Source organism: Nocardioides sp. S5-5 (assembly GCF_054954065.1).
The window spans coordinates 4,710,123-4,724,156 of sequence record NZ_CP199913.1; the positions used below are offsets into that span (position 1 = coordinate 4,710,123).

Sequence of the window (14,034 nt, forward strand, 5' to 3'; positions counted from 1 at the left end):
CATGCGGTGAATCCGATCTGCGCGCCTGTAGGGATTCGAACCCCAAACCTTCTGATCCGTAGTCAGATGCTCTATCCGTTGAGCTACAGGCGCTCGCCGCTGTGCGACCGCACGAGAATAGCCGAGGCAACGCACAGATGCCGAATCACCGGCGCCGGGCTGTGTGGAAGCATGACGCCATGACCTCCTACGAGCCCGCCGACCGGGCGCTCTTCGAGGAGGAGGCGACCGGTCTCTACGAGCAGGTGCTGGCGGAGGGCGGGCTGGCGACGGACGACCCGAGGCTGGCCGAGGGGTCCGCCGTACGACAGGGGTTCGACCTGCTGGTGGAGCTGGGGCTGCTGCAGCTGGACGCGTCACGGCAGACGTGGCGGCCGCTGGAGCCGAGCAATGCGCAGTCGCGGGTGGTGACGCCGCTGGGGAACGAGGGCACCCGGCTGCTCGAGGAGTCGGCGCGGTGGGCGACGGCGTTCGCGCACCTCAACCAGAGCTGGCGTCGCTCGCCGGCGGCGAGCGAGTCGGGGCCGTTCCTCTACCTGCACGGCGAGGCGATCAACCCGTACCTCACGACGCTGGTCAGCGAGGCCCAGGAGGAGCTCCTGACCGCGCAGCCGCAGGCGACGCGCAGCGCGAAGACGGTGGCGGAGGCGACCGTGCGTGACGTCGAGGCGCTCACACGCGGGCTGGCGATGCGCACGCTCTACCAGCACAGTGCGCGGCGGCATCCGGCGACGCACAAGTACGTCGCCACGGTGACCGAGCGCGGCGCGGAGGTGCGCACGCTCGACGAGTTCTTCAACCGGATGATCGTGGTCGACCGCCGGGTGGCGCTGATCCCGGCCGCCGACAGCCTCGCGACGGCGGTCGTGGTGCGGGAGCCGGCGATCGTGGCCTACCTGGTCGACGTCTTCGAGCGGGCCTTCGCTCGCGGACGGCCGTTCGCCAGCGCGGGCCAGAGCGTGACCAAGGAGATCGCGTCCGAGCAGCGCTCGATGACGATCCGGATGCTGATCGAGGGCCACTCCGACGCCGTCAGCGCGAAACGGCTCGGCGTCAGCCCACGCACCTATGCCGGCTACGTCGCCGAGCTCAAGGAGGAGTACGACGCCGAGACCCGCTTCCAGCTCGGCTACACCATGGGCACGCTGGGCATCGCCGGTCAGGACGACGACAAGTCGTCCTGACCGCACGCGCCGTACGCGACCCCGTCAGCCCTTGGCGTGGGGAACGACCCGCCAGCCCCAGCCGGTGTCGGCCTCGGCGACGGTCGGGAGCGAGACGATGCCAGCCGCGGTGATCAGCGCGGCGAGGCCGAAAGCAGTCTTGCGAGCGAGCTTCTTCATGAGCTTTCCCCTCACTGGTGGGCGGCCGAGCCCCGTCCCTCCGGATGTACTCGAACCGCTGGCGCCTTCCCCCATGAAGCCACCGCCAAACATTTTCCCCCATCGACCGCGAATAAGCGAGACCCCCGGCAGGCACTGCCGGGGGTCTCGTCCGGGTGGCGGAGGCGGAGGGATTTGAACCCTCGATGGGGGTGAACCCAAACCGCATTAGCAGTGCGGCGCCATAGACCGGACTAGGCGACGCCTCCTCCACTGCACCGGTCAGGGACCGGCCAGCGTGCTCAGGCTACTAGGACCGCGCGCGCCTGTCCCAATCGGGCCCGACGAGGCGCCGGTCAGCCGGCGGCGCGCTGCAGGTGCACCCGTACGTCGCGCGCGAAGTCGTCCTTGTCGCCGGCCACGAGCTGCACCGGGATGGTGGTGCTGCGCCCGTCGCGCAGGCGCAGCACGAGGCAGTCGATGCCCGAGGGCGCGGCCGCGACGGCGTCCTCGACCTCGGTCCAGCGGGCCTCGGTCGCGCCGGCCGCACGGATCATCCGGACCTGGTAGCCGGCGTCGGTGAGCCGGACGACGACCAGGCGGGAGCGCAGCCACCAGGCGAGCGCGATCAGGCCGAGCAGACCGAGGCCGAGCACCAGCACGAGCAGGTCGGCGTTGAGGTCCGCCGCGGCCACGACCGCGGTGACCACGAGCAGCACGACCGCGAGCAGCACCAGGTAGGCGCCGACGAAGCGCGCCATCACCGGCGGGGCGAGGCGGTAGTCGGTGACCCGGGTCGGCTGCGCGCTGCTCATGCGGGCATTGTCCCGGCCCGATCGCGGACCGGCCAAAGCGGCGGCGTCGCGCCCACTAGACTTGACCGGGTGCCTGGCCGGCGCGTGCGTCGTACCGGGCCCAGGAGGGATGCCGGAGTGGCCGATCGGAACCGCCTTGAAAGCGGTCGTAGGGAGACCTACCGCGGGTTCGAATCCCGCTCCCTCTGCCAAGGCGGCGCTCACAGCAGCGGCGCGAACCGGCGCGGCTCCGGGCGTACGGCGGCCGCCTGCTCCGCGACCCGGCTGCCACGACCGCGGTTGCCGGTCAGCGCCAGGTCGAGGCGGATCAGGAACCAGCCGAGGACCAGGCCGACGGCCAGGCCGTAGACGACCGACAGGGCGGCTTCGCTGACCGAGACCGCCGGGTTGGCGAGGGCGGTGGCGGTGGGCGAGGTCGCGGCGACGCCGAAGGCGCACACCCACCAGCCCTGGCGCCGGCGGGCGCGCATGTGAGCGCCGTAGGCGAGGGCGGGCACGCCGAGCACGGTCGCGATCGGGCGTGGGAAGGCGCCGAGGTGGCCGCGGCTCCAGGAGACCCAGTCCAGCAGCTGGTCGACCAGGCCGGTGGAGCCGTAGCGGCGCAGCATCTCGGCGTACAGCAGCGTCACGGCGAGCACGACGGCGCCGATCGCCACGATCACCAGCCCGCGCCGGCCCAGACCGTGGAAGCCCGCACCGAGGCGGTAGACGAGGACGATCGCGCCGAGGAAGGCGAGCCCGAGGCCGACGTACTCGAAGCGCTCCTTCTGGATCGCCGGCTCGAAGCCGACGGTGGCCATCGCGCCGATGCCGGCGACGACCAGTCCGACGACACACTCGCGAGCGGCGGTCGCGATCCCGGCCGCGGGCACGGTGATCATCACGCCGAGCACCGCCGCGACGGCGGAGGTGCCGACGGCGGCACCGGTGAGCAGCAGGTCCTGGTCGGAGAGCACCGCGGCCAGCCCGCAGGCCAGCGCGATCGGCGCGAAGACGAGCGGGCGGCCACCGGTGCGGGCGGCGAGCCCCCAGGTGAAGGCGGTGGCGATCGCGATCGAGCCGGCCGTGCCGAGCCACGCCGGGCCCACCGGCACCATCGCGCAGACCAGGGCGGCGGTGGCGAGGACGACCAGCGTGAACCAGATCGTCAGCGGTGCCCGCGAGGCCCCGAACTCGCCGATGCGCTGCTCGAGCGGGACACGGGAGGGAGCGCGGGACACGGAGGTGGAGCCTACATTCGCCGGTTCTGGAGGGACGGATTGACGCGACGGGCCTCCTCGAGCACCGTGCGCTCGATCACGGCGCGGACCACCTCGGGCTGCTCGGGGGAGCCCGGCCCCGCCTCCACGAGCACCTCGCCGAACGGGTCGACGACCATCGAGTGACCGCAGTAGCGGCCGGCGGGCTGACCGACCGCGGCGACGTACGCCGTGTTCTCGATCGCGCGAGCGCTCACCAGGGTGCGCCAGTGGTCGACCTTGCGCGGGCCCGCCACCCAGGCCGCGGGGAGCACGATCAGCTCCGCACCGCGGTCGACCAGGGCCCGGGCGAGCTCGGGGAAGCGGAGGTCGTAGCAGGTCATCAGCCCGACCCGCCAGCCGTGCAGGTCGACGACGGCCGGCTCGAGCGGCCCGGCGGTGAGGCGGTCGGACTCGCGATAGCCGAAGGAGTCGTACAGATGCACCTTCCGGTACGACGCCGTCGCCTCGCCGCGCATCACCAGCGTGTTGAACGGCCGCTCGGGGTCGGGGCCCTGCTCGAACATGCCGGCCACCAGCGTGGTGCCGTGCGCGGCCGCGGCGTCGCCGAGCGCCCTCGCGAAGGGGCCGTCGATCGGCTCTGCGTACGAGCTGATGTCGGAGCCGGCCTGGCCGAAGTCGCGGGCGAAGACCTCGGGGAACACGACCAGGTCGGCGTCACCGGCGTGCTCGGCGCTCAACCGGGTCAGCGTCTCGCGGTTGGCCGCGGGGTCGAGCGCCGACGCGGCCTGCACCAGGGCCAGGCGGAGCGTGGGGGCTGTGGGGCTGGTCACGGTGCCAGCCTAGGCGTCGCCTTGAGAGGATCGGCGAGTGGTGATCGAGCTCGGACTGGCCGGATTCGCGGCGATCGTGCTGGCCGGCGGGCAGGGCTCGCGGCTCGGCGGGGTCGACAAGGCGTCCATCGAGGTGGACGGCCGGCCGCTGCTGGAGCACGCCCTGGACGCGGTGATCGACGCCGGCGAGGTGGTCGTGGTCGGGCACCAGGTGCCGACCGACCGGCCGGTGACCTTCGTGCGCGAGGAGCCTCGCTTCGGCGGGCCCGCGGCGGGGCTGCTGACGGGGCGCGACGTGCTGCTGAGGACGTTCCCGACCATCGCGGTGCTCGCCGTCGACATGCCGCGCCTGGCACCGGGCACCTTCCGGCGACTGCAGGAGGCTGCCGTGGGCCACGAGGGCGCGGTGCTGGCCGACGCCGACGGTCGCCGGCAGCTGGCGTTCGTCGTGGAGACGGCCCGGCTGGACGCCGTACGCCCGGATCACGAGGGGCAGCACGGCCTGTCGATCCGCGCGCTGCTCGAGCCGCTCGACCTGGTCGAGGTCGCTCCGCTCGGCGACGAGGCGCGCGACATCGACACCTGGAGCGACCTGCGCGACATCGCCGGTGGGCCCTGATCTGGACTGGCCCCGGGGTGCCGCGAAAACCTTGCACCGGCCGGGCCCTCGGGTCACTCTGGTCAGGTGAACCTCCACGACTGGATCGATGAGTTGTGCGACGCCCTCGACATCGAAGCCGAGGCCGACGAGGGGCTGCTGGGCGACCTCGCCGGCATCGCGGTCGAGAACGTCCATCCGGCCGCGGGGCTCGTGACCGCCTTCCTGCTCGGGTTCGCCGCCGGCGAGCAGGGCGCCGACCCCGATGCCGTCGAGCGGCTCGCCGCGAGGGCGCAGGCGCTGGCCGAGTCGTGGGACCGGCCCGCGGGCGCGGCCGCCGACGAGGACGAGGACGTCGACATCGAGGAGCTCGCGGACGCCGACTACTCCGACGAGGACTCGCTGGTCTGACCGGCCACGCCTGCCAGACTGCACCCATGCGTGCCGTCACCCAGTCCGCCCCGGGCGGTCCCGAGACCCTCGTCGTCACCGAGCTGCCCGACCCCGTCCCGGGACCCGGCGAGGTGCTGCTCGACGTGGCCGCGACCGCGGTCAACCGGGCCGACCTGCTGCAGCGGCAGGGCTTCTACCCGCCGCCGCCCGGCGCCTCGGACGTGATCGGCCTGGAGTGCAGCGGCACCGTCGCCGCGCTCGGCGAGGGCGTCACGGACTGGTCCGTCGGCGACCGGGTGTGCGCGCTGCTGGCCGGCGGCGGGTACGCGAGCCGGGTCGTCGTACCCGCGGGACAGGTGATGCCGGTCCCCGACGGCGTCGACCTGGTCACCGCTGCAGCGCTGCCCGAGGTGGCCTGCACCGTGTGGTCGAACGTCTTCATGGTCGCAGGGCTGCGCCCCGGCGATGCCTTCCTGGTCCACGGCGGGGGCGGCGGGATCGGCACCTTCGCGATCCAGCTCGCCGCCGCGACCGGCGCCCGGGTCTTCACGACCGCGGGCAGCGCGGAGAAGCTCGAGCGGTGCCGCGAGCTCGGGGCCGAGGTGGCGATCAACTACCGCGACGAGGACTTCGTCGAGGTCGTCCGAGCGGCGACCGGCGGCGCGGGCGCGGACGTCGTCCTCGACAACATGGGCGCCAAGTACCTCTCCCGCAACGTCGACGTCCTCGCCGACGAGGGCCGCCTGGTCGTGATCGGCATGCAGGGCGGCACCAGGGCCGAGCTTGACCTCGGCCGGCTGCTGTCGAAGCGCGGCGCGGTGATCGCGACTGCGCTCCGGTCCCGTCCGGTCGAGGGGAAGGCCCGGATCTGCGCGTCGGTCGTCGAGCACGTGTGGCCGCTCGTGGCCGACGGGACGATCCAGCCGGTCGTCTCCGCCGTGCTCCCCCTCGACGACATCGCCGAGGCGCACCGGATGATCGAGTCCGGCGACGCCGTCGGCAAGGTCCTGCTCACCCCCTGACGCAGCCTGGGATCAGACCGGTCTGCGGTCGTCGAGGCACAAGATGTTGTCCTCGCTGTCCTTGAACCAGGCGGCATGGCCCATCCCCGCCATCCCGGCGACGTCGCCGTCCCAGACGACACCGGGCATCTCGTAGTGCTCGAAGGTCAGTCCCCGTGCCCTGAGCTCGTCGACCACCGGACGGACGTCGGCCACGTGGAGCTGGGCGATGGTGTGCCCGGCCTTCCCCGCCTCCTGGGTCTCGTAGAGGAAGAAGTCCGTCCCGCCGGTGCGGTAGACCAGCCCGCCCGGGTTCTCGTCGTACGGCTCCAGCCCGAGGGTGTCGGCGTAGAACCGGCGGGCCCGGTCGAGGTCCGCGGCCGGGATGTTGGCCGTGACCTGACAGCCCTCCAACAGCATCGGATGCCCCTCAGGCACTCTGGAAGCGCGGGTGGTGCAGGTCGTGGAAGGTGGCCCCGGTCAGGGCGTACTCCAGCTCCCGGCGTACGTCGGCCGGGGGCTCGACCCGCTCCCCCTCCCGCGCCTCCGCCTCGGTCGTGAACGCGACGGTCTCGACGAAGGAGCCGTCGGGCTCGATCGCGAGGGTGCCGCCGAGGATCTCGGGACGCATCTCGTGCAGGGTCTCGGTGTCGGCCAGCATCGCCTTGAAGCGGCCGGGGTCGTCGACCTTGCCGGTGATGATCTGCACGAAGCCGGCGTCGTCGGAGCCGCCGGCCAGGAACAGGGTGACGTCGTCGCAGTCGTGGAAGGTCATCGGGCCGTCCATCAGCGCGGCCATCCGCTCGGCCCACGCGCCCTGCTCGGGGCGCGCCGAGTTGGCCATCGCCGCGTCGCGGTCGGTGAAGCGGACCACGGCCATCAGCTGGTCGTCGTCGGTGAAGCCGTGGGTGCCGCCCAGCCAGCCGGTCGCGCCCGGGGCCAGGTCGCGCCGCCACTCGTCGAGCATCTGCTGGACCTCGTCCTGCCGGGTGCAGGGGCCCTGGATCATCTGGATGAACATGTGCTTGCTCCTCGGTCGTCGGGTCGGGACATGGCTGTCCGCTGGACCGGTCGAGGCCGCACGCACCGGGCCCGGCCGGGCCCATCGGCAACCTACGCCTCGCGGGCATCCCTGCCATCGCCCAACGGGGGGATGAGTAAGTTGGGGGCATGAGCGAGAACGTCTCCGGGAGCGAAGAGCAGATCGTCGTCGTCGGGCCGGACGGGCAGCCGATCGGCACCGTGCCGGCGTCCGCCGTCGAACAGGCCGGTGCGGCCGACGGCGGGGACGACGACGGCGAGCGGGCGCTGACCGACCTCGTCGAGCAGCCGGCCAAGGTGATGCGGATCGGCAGCATGATCCGCCAGCTCCTCGAGGAGGTGAAGGCCGCCCCGCTCGACGAGGCGAGCCGCAGCCGCCTCGCCGCCATCCACCGCTCGTCGATCGCCGAGCTCGAGCAGGGCCTGGCCCCCGAGCTGGTCGAGGAGCTCGAGCGGCTCTCGCTGCCGTTCTCCGAGGACGCGACCCCGTCGGAGGGTGAGCTGCGCATCGCCCAGGCCCAGCTGGTCGGCTGGCTCGAGGGGCTCTTCCACGGCATCCAGACCGCGATCTACGCCCAGCAGATGGCGGCTCGTGCGCAGTTCGAGCAGATCCGGCGCGCGCTGCCGCCGGGGATGAGCCTCGGCGGTCCCGGCGCCCCCGGCCCGCAGTCCCCGGAGCAGGCGGCGACCGAGCAGCCCGGGGGCGAGCAGCCGTCGTCGGGCGGGATGTACCTCTAACCCGTCAGGAGCGGCGGCGGCCGAGCCGCGAGACCACCAGCAGGCCGAGGAGGCCGATCAGGCTGATCGCGGCACCCGAGGCCACCACCCGCCCGATCTGGGGCGGGTCGCCCAGCGGATCGTCGGGCTGGTGGAAGCTCACCGGCTCGGGGGACGGCTCCGGGGCGGGCGGCGGCTCGACCGAGGCGAGGTACTTCTCGAGCATCGCCGCGACCTTCGGAGTCAGGCCCTTCGGCAGCAGCACGGTGCCGCCGCAGGCGTCCGCGACGATGCCGTCGACGGTGTCCTTCGTGAAGAAGAGGTACGACGCCCCCTGGGTCACGCCCGGCTGCGCACCCACCGGCCACTCGATCGTCACCGCGGCCTGCTGGCCCTCGGCGACGTCGCCCAGCCACGCGCGCTCGACGGTGACCCCGTAGCCGACCCGGCCCGACCCGGTCACCGGCGCCGCCGCGTCGACCTGCCCCACGAAGACGTCGTCGGCCGCGGCCGCGCTCTGGTCGAGGGCGGTCTCGTTGGTGATGTCGAGGGGGGCGCAGTCCGCCGGCAGCCCACCGGAGGCGCCGGAGGCACCGGCAGCGGCGCCCGGCAGCGCGACCAGTGCCACCGGCACCGCGAGCAGGGCAGCGCGGAGCAGTCGAGGGGCGGCCTTCACAGGCCCATCCCACCAGATCCGGCGGCGGGGAACCAGCGTCCGATCTCGACCGCGGCGCCGTCGTCGTCGACGGAGTCGGTCACCGCGTCGGCGATCCGCCTCACCTCGTCGACGGCCTGGCCCATCGCCACGCCCCGGCCGGCCCACTGCAGCATCTCGATGTCGTTGCGGCCGTCACCGATCGCCAGCACGTCGGCGCGGTCCACCCCGAGCTGCTGCGCGACGTACTCCAGGCCGGAGGCCTTGGACACCCCGACCGGGGCGAGGTCGAGCCAGGCGGTCCAGCCGACGACGTAGTCGGTGCCGTGGAGGCCGAGGTTGGCGGCCAGCGCCACGAAGTCCTCGGCGGTGGCCAACGGGTCACGGATGATCACGCGGCTGACCGGCTGGGCGACCATGTCGTCGACGTCGGCGATGATCGTCGTACCGCCGAGCTCGCCGTCGGGGAACGGGCCGGACACGCGGTAGCCGACCCCGCGCTCCTCGACCGCGACCAGCGCGTCGGGGTGCTGCTCGAGGACCGCGGCGACGGCAGCGCGCGCGTCGAAGGTGACCTCGTGGACCACCTCGGCGGGCGGGTAGCGCAGCACGACCGCGCCGTTGGCGGCGACGATCCACAGCTGCTCGCCGTGGCCGTGCAGATCGAGCATGTCCGCGACGACCGTCATGTTGTGGGGCGCGCGGCCCGAGGACAGCACGACGTGAGCACCCGAGTCGAGGACCCGCTGGACGGCGTCGTGGACCGCCGGCGTGACCTCCTCGTGGCTCATGCCGAGCCCCGCCACCCACTTGAGCAGGGTGCCGTCGATGTCGAGCGCGACGAGGCGGGGCTGCCAGTCGCTCATCGTGCCACGGGCTCCAGCACCTCGAGGCCGCCCAGGAACGGCTGCAGCGCCTGGGGAACCCGGACCGAGCCGTCGGCCTGCTGGTGGGTCTCGAGGACGGCGACGATCGCGCGGGTGATCGCGGTGAGCGTGCCGTTGAGCGTCGCGATCGGCCCGGTCCGGTCGCCGAACCGGCCGCGGGTGTCGAGGCGGCGGGTCTGGAAGTCGGTGCAGTTGGACGTCGAGGTGAGCTCGCGGTACTTGCCCTGGGTCGGGATCCACGCCTCGCAGTCGAACTTGCGGATCGCGCTGCCGCCGAGGTCGCCGGCTGCGATGTCGACCACCTGGTAGGCGAGCTCCAGCTTGTCGAGGAACTCCTTCTCCCACGCGAGCAGCCGCTGGTGCTCGGCCTCGGCGTCCTCCAGCGTGGTGTAGACGAACATCTCGACCTTGTCGAACCAGTGGACCCGGATGATCCCCTTGGTGTCCTTGCCGTGCGAGCCGGCCTCCTTGCGGAAGCACGGGCTGAAGCTCGCGTAACGGCGAGGCAGGCTGTCGCCGTCGAGGATCTCCTTGGAGTGGTACGCCGCCATCGGCACCTCCGACGTACCGACGAGGTAGAGGTCCTCGCCCTCGATCCGGTAGATGTCCTCGCCGCCGCCCTGGTCGAGGTACCCGGTGCCCTCCATCGCCTCGCTCCTGACCAGCGAGGGGGCGATCACCTGCGTGAAGCCGGCGTTGCGCGCCTGCTCCATGGCGAGGTTGACCAGCGCCAGCTCGAGCTGGGCACCCACGCCGGTGAGGAAGTAGAAGCGGCTGCCGCTGACCTTGGCGCCGCGCTCGAGATCGATCGCCCCCAGCAGGCGGCCGAGCTCGATGTGGTCGCGCGGCTCGAAGCCCTCCTTGGCGAAGTCGCGCGGGGTGCCGATCTGCTCGAGGACCACGAAGTCGTCCTCACCGCCGGACGGGGTCTGCTCCGCGACGACGTTGGGGATCGCCTTCAGGGCGGTGGTCCAGGCTTCGTCGGCGTCGGCCTGCGCGGCCTCGAGGTCCTTGACGTCGGCCGAGAGCTGCTTGACCTGCGCGAGCAGCGCCTGCTTCTCCTCGCCCTGTGCCTGGGCGACCTGCTTGCCGAAGGTCTTCTGCGCGGCGCGCTTCTCCTCGAACCGCGCGATCGCGGCGCGGCGTACGGCGTCGGCCTCGAGCGCCCGGTCGACCACGTCGGGAGACCCCCCGCGCTTGGCCTGCGAGGCACGGACGCGGTCGGGCTCGTCGCGGAGGATGCGCGGGTCGATCATGCGGCTCAGGCTATCCGCCGCCTCCGACTCGGCGCGCATCGGTTTCGCTGCGGGGCGCCGTGCAGGAATCGCCGCCTGAGTGGCGAAACTGCTGCTTCTTGACCGTAGCAACGGTCAAGAGGTGAGGGAATCGCCACTTAAGCGGCGATTCCTGCACCCCTTGGAGCCCGTCAGTAGAGCGCGACGGGGTCGGGGGCGGGGAAGAGGGCATCCAGCTCGGCGAGGTCGGTGGCGGTGGGGACCCACTGGTCGGCGGCGGCGTTGGCGACGACCTGCTCGGGGGACGTGGCGCCGGCGATGACGGACGCGACGGGGTCCTGGGCGAGCAGCCAGCCGATGGCGACCGTCACCTCGGAGACCCCGCGCTCTCGGGCGAACGACGAGTAAGCCTTGAGCGTCGGCGAGACGGCGTCCTCGAGCAGGTGCTGGCGGGTTTTCGCGAGCCGGGTGCCGGCGGGGGCGTTCCCGGAGGCGTACTTGCCGGTGAGCAGCCCGTTGGCGAGCGGGAAGTACGGCAGCACGCCGATCCCGAACGCGCGGGACGCGGGCAGCACTTCGAGCTCGGCGCGTCGGTCGGTGAGGTTGTAGTGGTTCTGGGCGGAGACGAACCGCTCGACGCCGAGCTCGCGGGCGACGTACTCGGCCTGCGCGATCTGCCAGCCCGACCGGTTGGAGTGCCCGAGGTAGCGGACCTTCCCCGAGCGCACGAGGTCGTCGAGCGCCGAGAGGGTCTCCTCGATCGGGGTGCGCGGGTCGGGGGTGTGGAACTGGCAGAGGTCGATCCAGTCGGTGCCGAGCCGGCGCAGCGACGCCTCGACGGCGGTGCGGAGGTAGCGGCGCGAGCCACGGGCGCCGAAGTCGGGGCCGTTGACGCCGCGCATGTCCATCCCGAACTTGGTGGCCACGATCACCTCGGACCTGCGGGAGCCCAGGGCGGCCCCGAGCCGCTCCTCGGAGAGGCCCGGCGTGGCGCCGTACACGTCGGCGACGTCGAAGAAGGTGATCCCGGCATCGAGGGCGGCGCCGATCACCCGGTCGGTGCCCTCCTGCGACTCCGTGGCGGCGCCGGGCCGGCCGAGGTTGTTGCAGCCGAGGCCGATGCGGGACACGACGAGGCCCGAGCGGCCCAGGGTCACAGAAGAGGGGGCGGTCATGGCTCGACGTTATCCTCCGGGGGTGGTCATCTCCGCAAGCTGTTCGGAGGCGTCCCGTGCTCCGGGTGCGTGCATGACAAGGCGGCGGAGCGAAGTCGTACTTTGTCGTCCAACGGACGACGCCAACGCCGCCAGGCGCGTGCCCGGGGTGCGGGACGCCCGAAGAACTTCCGGAGATGACCACTAGTGCTCGACCGACCCCGCCGGACCCCGTTGCTGGCCTCGCTGATCCTGCTCGCCCTGTTCGCCGCGGTGGCCGGAGCCGTCGCCGCCGACTGGACCTGGGTGCTCGACCTCGACGGCCGCGGCGAGTCGGCCCGCGGCTGGGCCGGCGACCAGGGCTGGCTGGACCACCCGCTGCGGGCCATCGAGATCGTCTTCGGCACCGCCTGCATGACCGCGATCACCGCCGTCCTCGCGATCACCCTGTTCGTGAAGGGCCACCGGCGGGCCGGGATCCTGGTCGCGGCCGTGATGGCCGCCACCGCGCTGCTGACGTACGGCGCGAAGGTGCTCGTCGGCCGCGGCCGCCCCGTGTGGCAGGACCCCGAGTACTTCCTGCACTCCAACGCCTTCCCGTCCGGCCACACCTCAGCGGCCGCCGCGTTCGCCGGCCTCGTGGTGCTGCTGGCCGTGATGCTGGTACGACGCCCGGGCATGCGCCGCCTGCTCTCGACGCTCGCGGTGCTGGTGTGGGCGCTGGTCGCCGCGGACCGGATCCTGCTGGGGCGGCACTACCCCAGCGACGTGGTCGGCGGCACCCTGCTCGGCGTCGGCGTGCTGTTGCTGGGGGTGGCGCTCTACAACCCGCTCCCCCGCAGCCACGCGCTGAAGGCCGAGCCGCTGCCCGAGCCGTTCCCGTCGGCGCGCCGGCTGGCCGTCGTACTGAACCCGATCAAGGTCGAGTCGGTCGAGCAGTTCCAGACCCTGGTGACCCAACTGGCCCTGGATTCGGGCTGGCACGCACCACGCTGGTACCTCACCACCGTCGAGGACTCCGGCACCGGCCAGGCCGAGCAGGCGGCCGTCGACGGGGCCGACCTGGTCATCGTGTGCGGCGGCGACGGCACCGTGCGCGAGGTGTGCGCCGAGCTCGCCGGCACCGGCATCCCGGTGGGCGTCGTCCCCGCCGGGACCGGCAACCTGCTCGCCCGCAACCTCGAGATCCCCCTGTTCATCCGGGCCGCCATCGACATCGCCCTCACCGGCCAGGACCGGGCCATCGACATGGTCGAGGTCGACGGCGACGGCCTCGAGCCCACCCACTTCATGGTGATGGCCGGCATGGGCTTCGACGCCGCGATCATGGAGGGCGTCAACGAGGACCTCAAGAAGAAGGTCGGCTGGCTCGCCTACGTGCTCTCCGCGCTCAAGGGGCTGATGTTCCCCACGATGAAGCTCGAGATCTCCGTCGACGACGGCCCCTTCACCAAGCACCGCGCCCGCACCTGCGTCATCGGCAACGTCGGCAGCCTGCAGGGCGGCATGAACCTGCTCCCCGACGCCACCATCGACGACGGCCAGCTCGACGTGGTGCTGCTCTACCCGCGGCGCTTCCTGAGCTGGATCCCGCTCGTGCTGCGGGTGATGACCCGGCGCGAGCGCAACGCCGGCGAGTCGGTCGCGCGGATGACCGGCCGGAAGGTCGTCGTACGCGCGTCGGGCGAGGTGCCGCGCCAGCTCGACGGCGACACGATCGGGCTGGGCTCGGAGCTGCGGATGGAGTGCATCCACGGCCGGGTGCTGGTGCGGGTGCCGCGCAGCTAGCTGCGCGCGAGCCGCGCGTGGGCGACCGCCTCGGCCTCCTCCGGCGAGAGCTCCTGGTCGCCGGCCCAGCCGGCGACCGACTTGGCGTAGGTGCGGGCCTCGTTGCGGCCCCGGATCGAGGTGAGGACGACGCCGTCGCCGCTGTCGTCGAGCAGGGCCAGCGACCACGACAGCCGCCCGCCCATCTCGTCGAAGGCGTCGTACCGGACGACGGCCAGGTGGCGCAGCGCACCGACCGCCTCGGCCCGCAGCGCGGCGACCTCGCGGCGCAGCCCGGCGGCGTCGGCGGGCAGGTCGTCGGCGGGCGTCGTGCCGCCGCCGCGTCCGCTGCGGATCGCCACGACGAGGGCGCCGACGGCCACGAGGAGAGCGAGGAGCGCGAGGACGACGGCCATG

At 72.7% G+C, this 14,034-nt stretch carries 17 protein-coding genes and 3 tRNA genes; 7 read left to right on the top strand and 13 right to left on the bottom strand.

The genetic code is table 11. The features are described from left to right. Positions 1-20: 20 nt before the first annotated feature. Positions 21-93 (bottom strand) — tRNA-Arg (locus ACUP6Y_RS22745). An 86-nt stretch (positions 94-179) separates the two neighbouring features. Between ACUP6Y_RS22745 and ACUP6Y_RS22750 the strand changes: the two genes are divergently transcribed. Continuing rightward, entirely contained in the window at positions 180-1,184 is a 1,005-nt protein-coding gene (locus ACUP6Y_RS22750; protein WP_462553251.1) for a LuxR family transcriptional regulator, read from the top strand. A gap of 24 nt (positions 1,185-1,208) precedes the next feature. Here the strand turns inward: ACUP6Y_RS22750 and ACUP6Y_RS22755 are convergent, their stop codons facing one another. The 3 genes from ACUP6Y_RS22755 to ACUP6Y_RS22765 all read right to left on the bottom strand — a co-directional run bounded on the left by ACUP6Y_RS22755 (position 1,209) and on the right by ACUP6Y_RS22765 (position 2,137). Then, a complete protein-coding gene (locus tag ACUP6Y_RS22755) occupies positions 1,209-1,343 on the bottom strand; it encodes a hypothetical protein (RefSeq protein ID WP_462553252.1) in 135 nt (44 codons plus the stop codon). 156 nt (positions 1,344-1,499) lie between these two features. Beyond that, positions 1,500-1,591, bottom strand: a tRNA-Ser gene (locus tag ACUP6Y_RS22760). Between the two features lie 87 nt (positions 1,592-1,678). After that, complete coding sequence (locus ACUP6Y_RS22765; RefSeq protein ID WP_462553254.1) at positions 1,679-2,137, bottom strand: hypothetical protein; 459 nt, start codon at positions 2,135-2,137, stop codon at positions 1,679-1,681. Between the two features lie 103 nt (positions 2,138-2,240). Between ACUP6Y_RS22765 and ACUP6Y_RS22770 the strand changes: the two genes are divergently transcribed. Then, positions 2,241-2,328, top strand: a tRNA-Ser gene (locus ACUP6Y_RS22770). Between the two features lie 9 nt (positions 2,329-2,337). Here the strand turns inward: ACUP6Y_RS22770 and ACUP6Y_RS22775 are convergent. Both ACUP6Y_RS22775 and ACUP6Y_RS22780 read right to left on the bottom strand, forming a co-directional pair. Beyond that, positions 2,338-3,357, bottom strand: coding sequence for a hypothetical protein (locus tag ACUP6Y_RS22775; protein WP_462553255.1), 1,020 nt, complete (start codon positions 3,355-3,357; stop codon positions 2,338-2,340). Positions 3,358-3,368: 11 nt separating this feature from the next. Then, positions 3,369-4,169, bottom strand: a complete 801-nt coding sequence (locus tag ACUP6Y_RS22780; RefSeq protein ID WP_462553256.1) for a carbon-nitrogen hydrolase family protein — start codon at positions 4,167-4,169, stop codon at positions 3,369-3,371. A 37-nt stretch (positions 4,170-4,206) separates the two neighbouring features. On the opposite strand from ACUP6Y_RS22780, the gene mobA reads away from it, so the two are divergent. The 3 genes from mobA to ACUP6Y_RS22795 all read left to right on the top strand — a co-directional run bounded on the left by mobA (position 4,207) and on the right by ACUP6Y_RS22795 (position 6,182). After that, positions 4,207-4,788, top strand: coding sequence for a molybdenum cofactor guanylyltransferase (gene mobA / locus ACUP6Y_RS22785; RefSeq protein ID WP_462553257.1), 582 nt, complete (start codon positions 4,207-4,209; stop codon positions 4,786-4,788). 66 nt (positions 4,789-4,854) lie between these two features. Next, positions 4,855-5,178, top strand: coding sequence for a DUF6457 domain-containing protein (locus ACUP6Y_RS22790; protein ID WP_462553260.1), 324 nt, complete (start codon positions 4,855-4,857; stop codon positions 5,176-5,178). A 26-nt stretch (positions 5,179-5,204) separates the two neighbouring features. Further along, positions 5,205-6,182 (top strand): NAD(P)H-quinone oxidoreductase, encoded by a 978-nt coding sequence (locus ACUP6Y_RS22795; protein WP_462553261.1) that lies wholly within the window; start codon positions 5,205-5,207, stop codon positions 6,180-6,182. 12 nt (positions 6,183-6,194) lie between these two features. Here the strand turns inward: ACUP6Y_RS22795 and ACUP6Y_RS22800 are convergent, their stop codons facing one another. Then, positions 6,195-6,581: a VOC family protein gene (locus ACUP6Y_RS22800; protein WP_462553262.1), complete on the bottom strand. Its 387-nt coding sequence runs from the start codon at positions 6,579-6,581 to the stop codon at positions 6,195-6,197. A 10-nt stretch (positions 6,582-6,591) separates the two neighbouring features. After that, positions 6,592-7,182 carry a hypothetical protein gene (locus ACUP6Y_RS22805; protein WP_462553263.1) on the bottom strand — a complete coding sequence of 197 codons (591 nt, stop codon included), beginning with the start codon at positions 7,180-7,182 and terminating at the stop codon, positions 6,592-6,594. A gap of 149 nt (positions 7,183-7,331) precedes the next feature. Between ACUP6Y_RS22805 and ACUP6Y_RS22810 the strand changes: the two genes are divergently transcribed. Further along, positions 7,332-7,940, top strand: a complete 609-nt coding sequence (locus tag ACUP6Y_RS22810) for a bacterial proteasome activator family protein (RefSeq protein WP_462553264.1) — start codon at positions 7,332-7,334, stop codon at positions 7,938-7,940. A gap of 4 nt (positions 7,941-7,944) precedes the next feature. On the opposite strand, the gene ACUP6Y_RS22815 is transcribed toward ACUP6Y_RS22810, so the two are convergent. From ACUP6Y_RS22815 to ACUP6Y_RS22830, 4 genes are all read right to left on the bottom strand, one after another. Further along, on the bottom strand, positions 7,945-8,595 hold the full coding sequence (locus tag ACUP6Y_RS22815) for a hypothetical protein (RefSeq protein ID WP_462553265.1): 651 nt from the start codon (positions 8,593-8,595) through the stop codon (positions 7,945-7,947). Next, positions 8,592-9,440, bottom strand: coding sequence for an HAD family hydrolase (locus ACUP6Y_RS22820; protein ID WP_462553266.1), 849 nt, complete (start codon positions 9,438-9,440; stop codon positions 8,592-8,594). The genes ACUP6Y_RS22815 and ACUP6Y_RS22820 overlap by 4 nt, the downstream gene beginning before the upstream one ends. Beyond that, positions 9,437-10,717, bottom strand: coding sequence for a serine--tRNA ligase (gene serS / locus ACUP6Y_RS22825; RefSeq protein WP_462553267.1), 1,281 nt, complete (start codon positions 10,715-10,717; stop codon positions 9,437-9,439). Before serS ends, ACUP6Y_RS22820 begins: the two co-directional genes overlap by 4 nt. Before the next feature lie 170 nt (positions 10,718-10,887). Continuing rightward, entirely contained in the window at positions 10,888-11,871 is a 984-nt protein-coding gene (locus tag ACUP6Y_RS22830; protein ID WP_462553269.1) for an aldo/keto reductase, read from the bottom strand. Positions 11,872-12,057: 186 nt separating this feature from the next. On the opposite strand from ACUP6Y_RS22830, the gene ACUP6Y_RS22835 reads away from it, so the two are divergent. Beyond that, positions 12,058-13,638 (top strand): bifunctional phosphatase PAP2/diacylglycerol kinase family protein, encoded by a 1,581-nt coding sequence (locus ACUP6Y_RS22835; RefSeq protein ID WP_462553270.1) that lies wholly within the window; start codon positions 12,058-12,060, stop codon positions 13,636-13,638. Here the strand turns inward: ACUP6Y_RS22835 and ACUP6Y_RS22840 are convergent. Then, the gene (locus ACUP6Y_RS22840; protein ID WP_462553271.1) at positions 13,635-14,033 is read right to left on the bottom strand and encodes a DUF4446 family protein; all 399 of its coding nucleotides are present in this window, start codon (positions 14,031-14,033) and stop codon (positions 13,635-13,637) included. The genes ACUP6Y_RS22835 and ACUP6Y_RS22840 overlap by 4 nt on opposite strands. Position 14,034 lies beyond the last annotated feature (1 nt).

Excerpts from the sequence above, each read along its gene's own strand:
- ACUP6Y_RS22750 (WP_462553251.1), top strand. The coding sequence starts at position 180 with ATGACCTCCTACGAGCCCGCCGACCGGGCGCTCTTCGAGGAGGAGGCG.
- ACUP6Y_RS22755 (WP_462553252.1), bottom strand. The coding sequence starts at position 1,343 with ATGAAGAAGCTCGCTCGCAAGACTGCTTTCGGCCTCGCCGCGCTGATC.
- ACUP6Y_RS22765 (WP_462553254.1), bottom strand. The coding sequence starts at position 2,137 with ATGAGCAGCGCGCAGCCGACCCGGGTCACCGACTACCGCCTCGCCCCG.
- ACUP6Y_RS22795 (WP_462553261.1), top strand. The coding sequence starts at position 5,205 with ATGCGTGCCGTCACCCAGTCCGCCCCGGGCGGTCCCGAGACCCTCGTC.
- ACUP6Y_RS22800 (WP_462553262.1), bottom strand. The coding sequence starts at position 6,581 with ATGCTGTTGGAGGGCTGTCAGGTCACGGCCAACATCCCGGCCGCGGAC.
- ACUP6Y_RS22805 (WP_462553263.1), bottom strand. The coding sequence starts at position 7,182 with ATGTTCATCCAGATGATCCAGGGCCCCTGCACCCGGCAGGACGAGGTC.
- ACUP6Y_RS22810 (WP_462553264.1), top strand. The coding sequence starts at position 7,332 with ATGAGCGAGAACGTCTCCGGGAGCGAAGAGCAGATCGTCGTCGTCGGG.
- ACUP6Y_RS22820 (WP_462553266.1), bottom strand. The coding sequence starts at position 9,440 with ATGAGCGACTGGCAGCCCCGCCTCGTCGCGCTCGACATCGACGGCACC.
- serS (WP_462553267.1), bottom strand. The coding sequence starts at position 10,717 with ATGATCGACCCGCGCATCCTCCGCGACGAGCCCGACCGCGTCCGTGCC.
- ACUP6Y_RS22830 (WP_462553269.1), bottom strand. The coding sequence starts at position 11,871 with ATGACCGCCCCCTCTTCTGTGACCCTGGGCCGCTCGGGCCTCGTCGTG.
- ACUP6Y_RS22840 (WP_462553271.1), bottom strand. The coding sequence starts at position 14,033 with ATGGCCGTCGTCCTCGCGCTCCTCGCTCTCCTCGTGGCCGTCGGCGCC.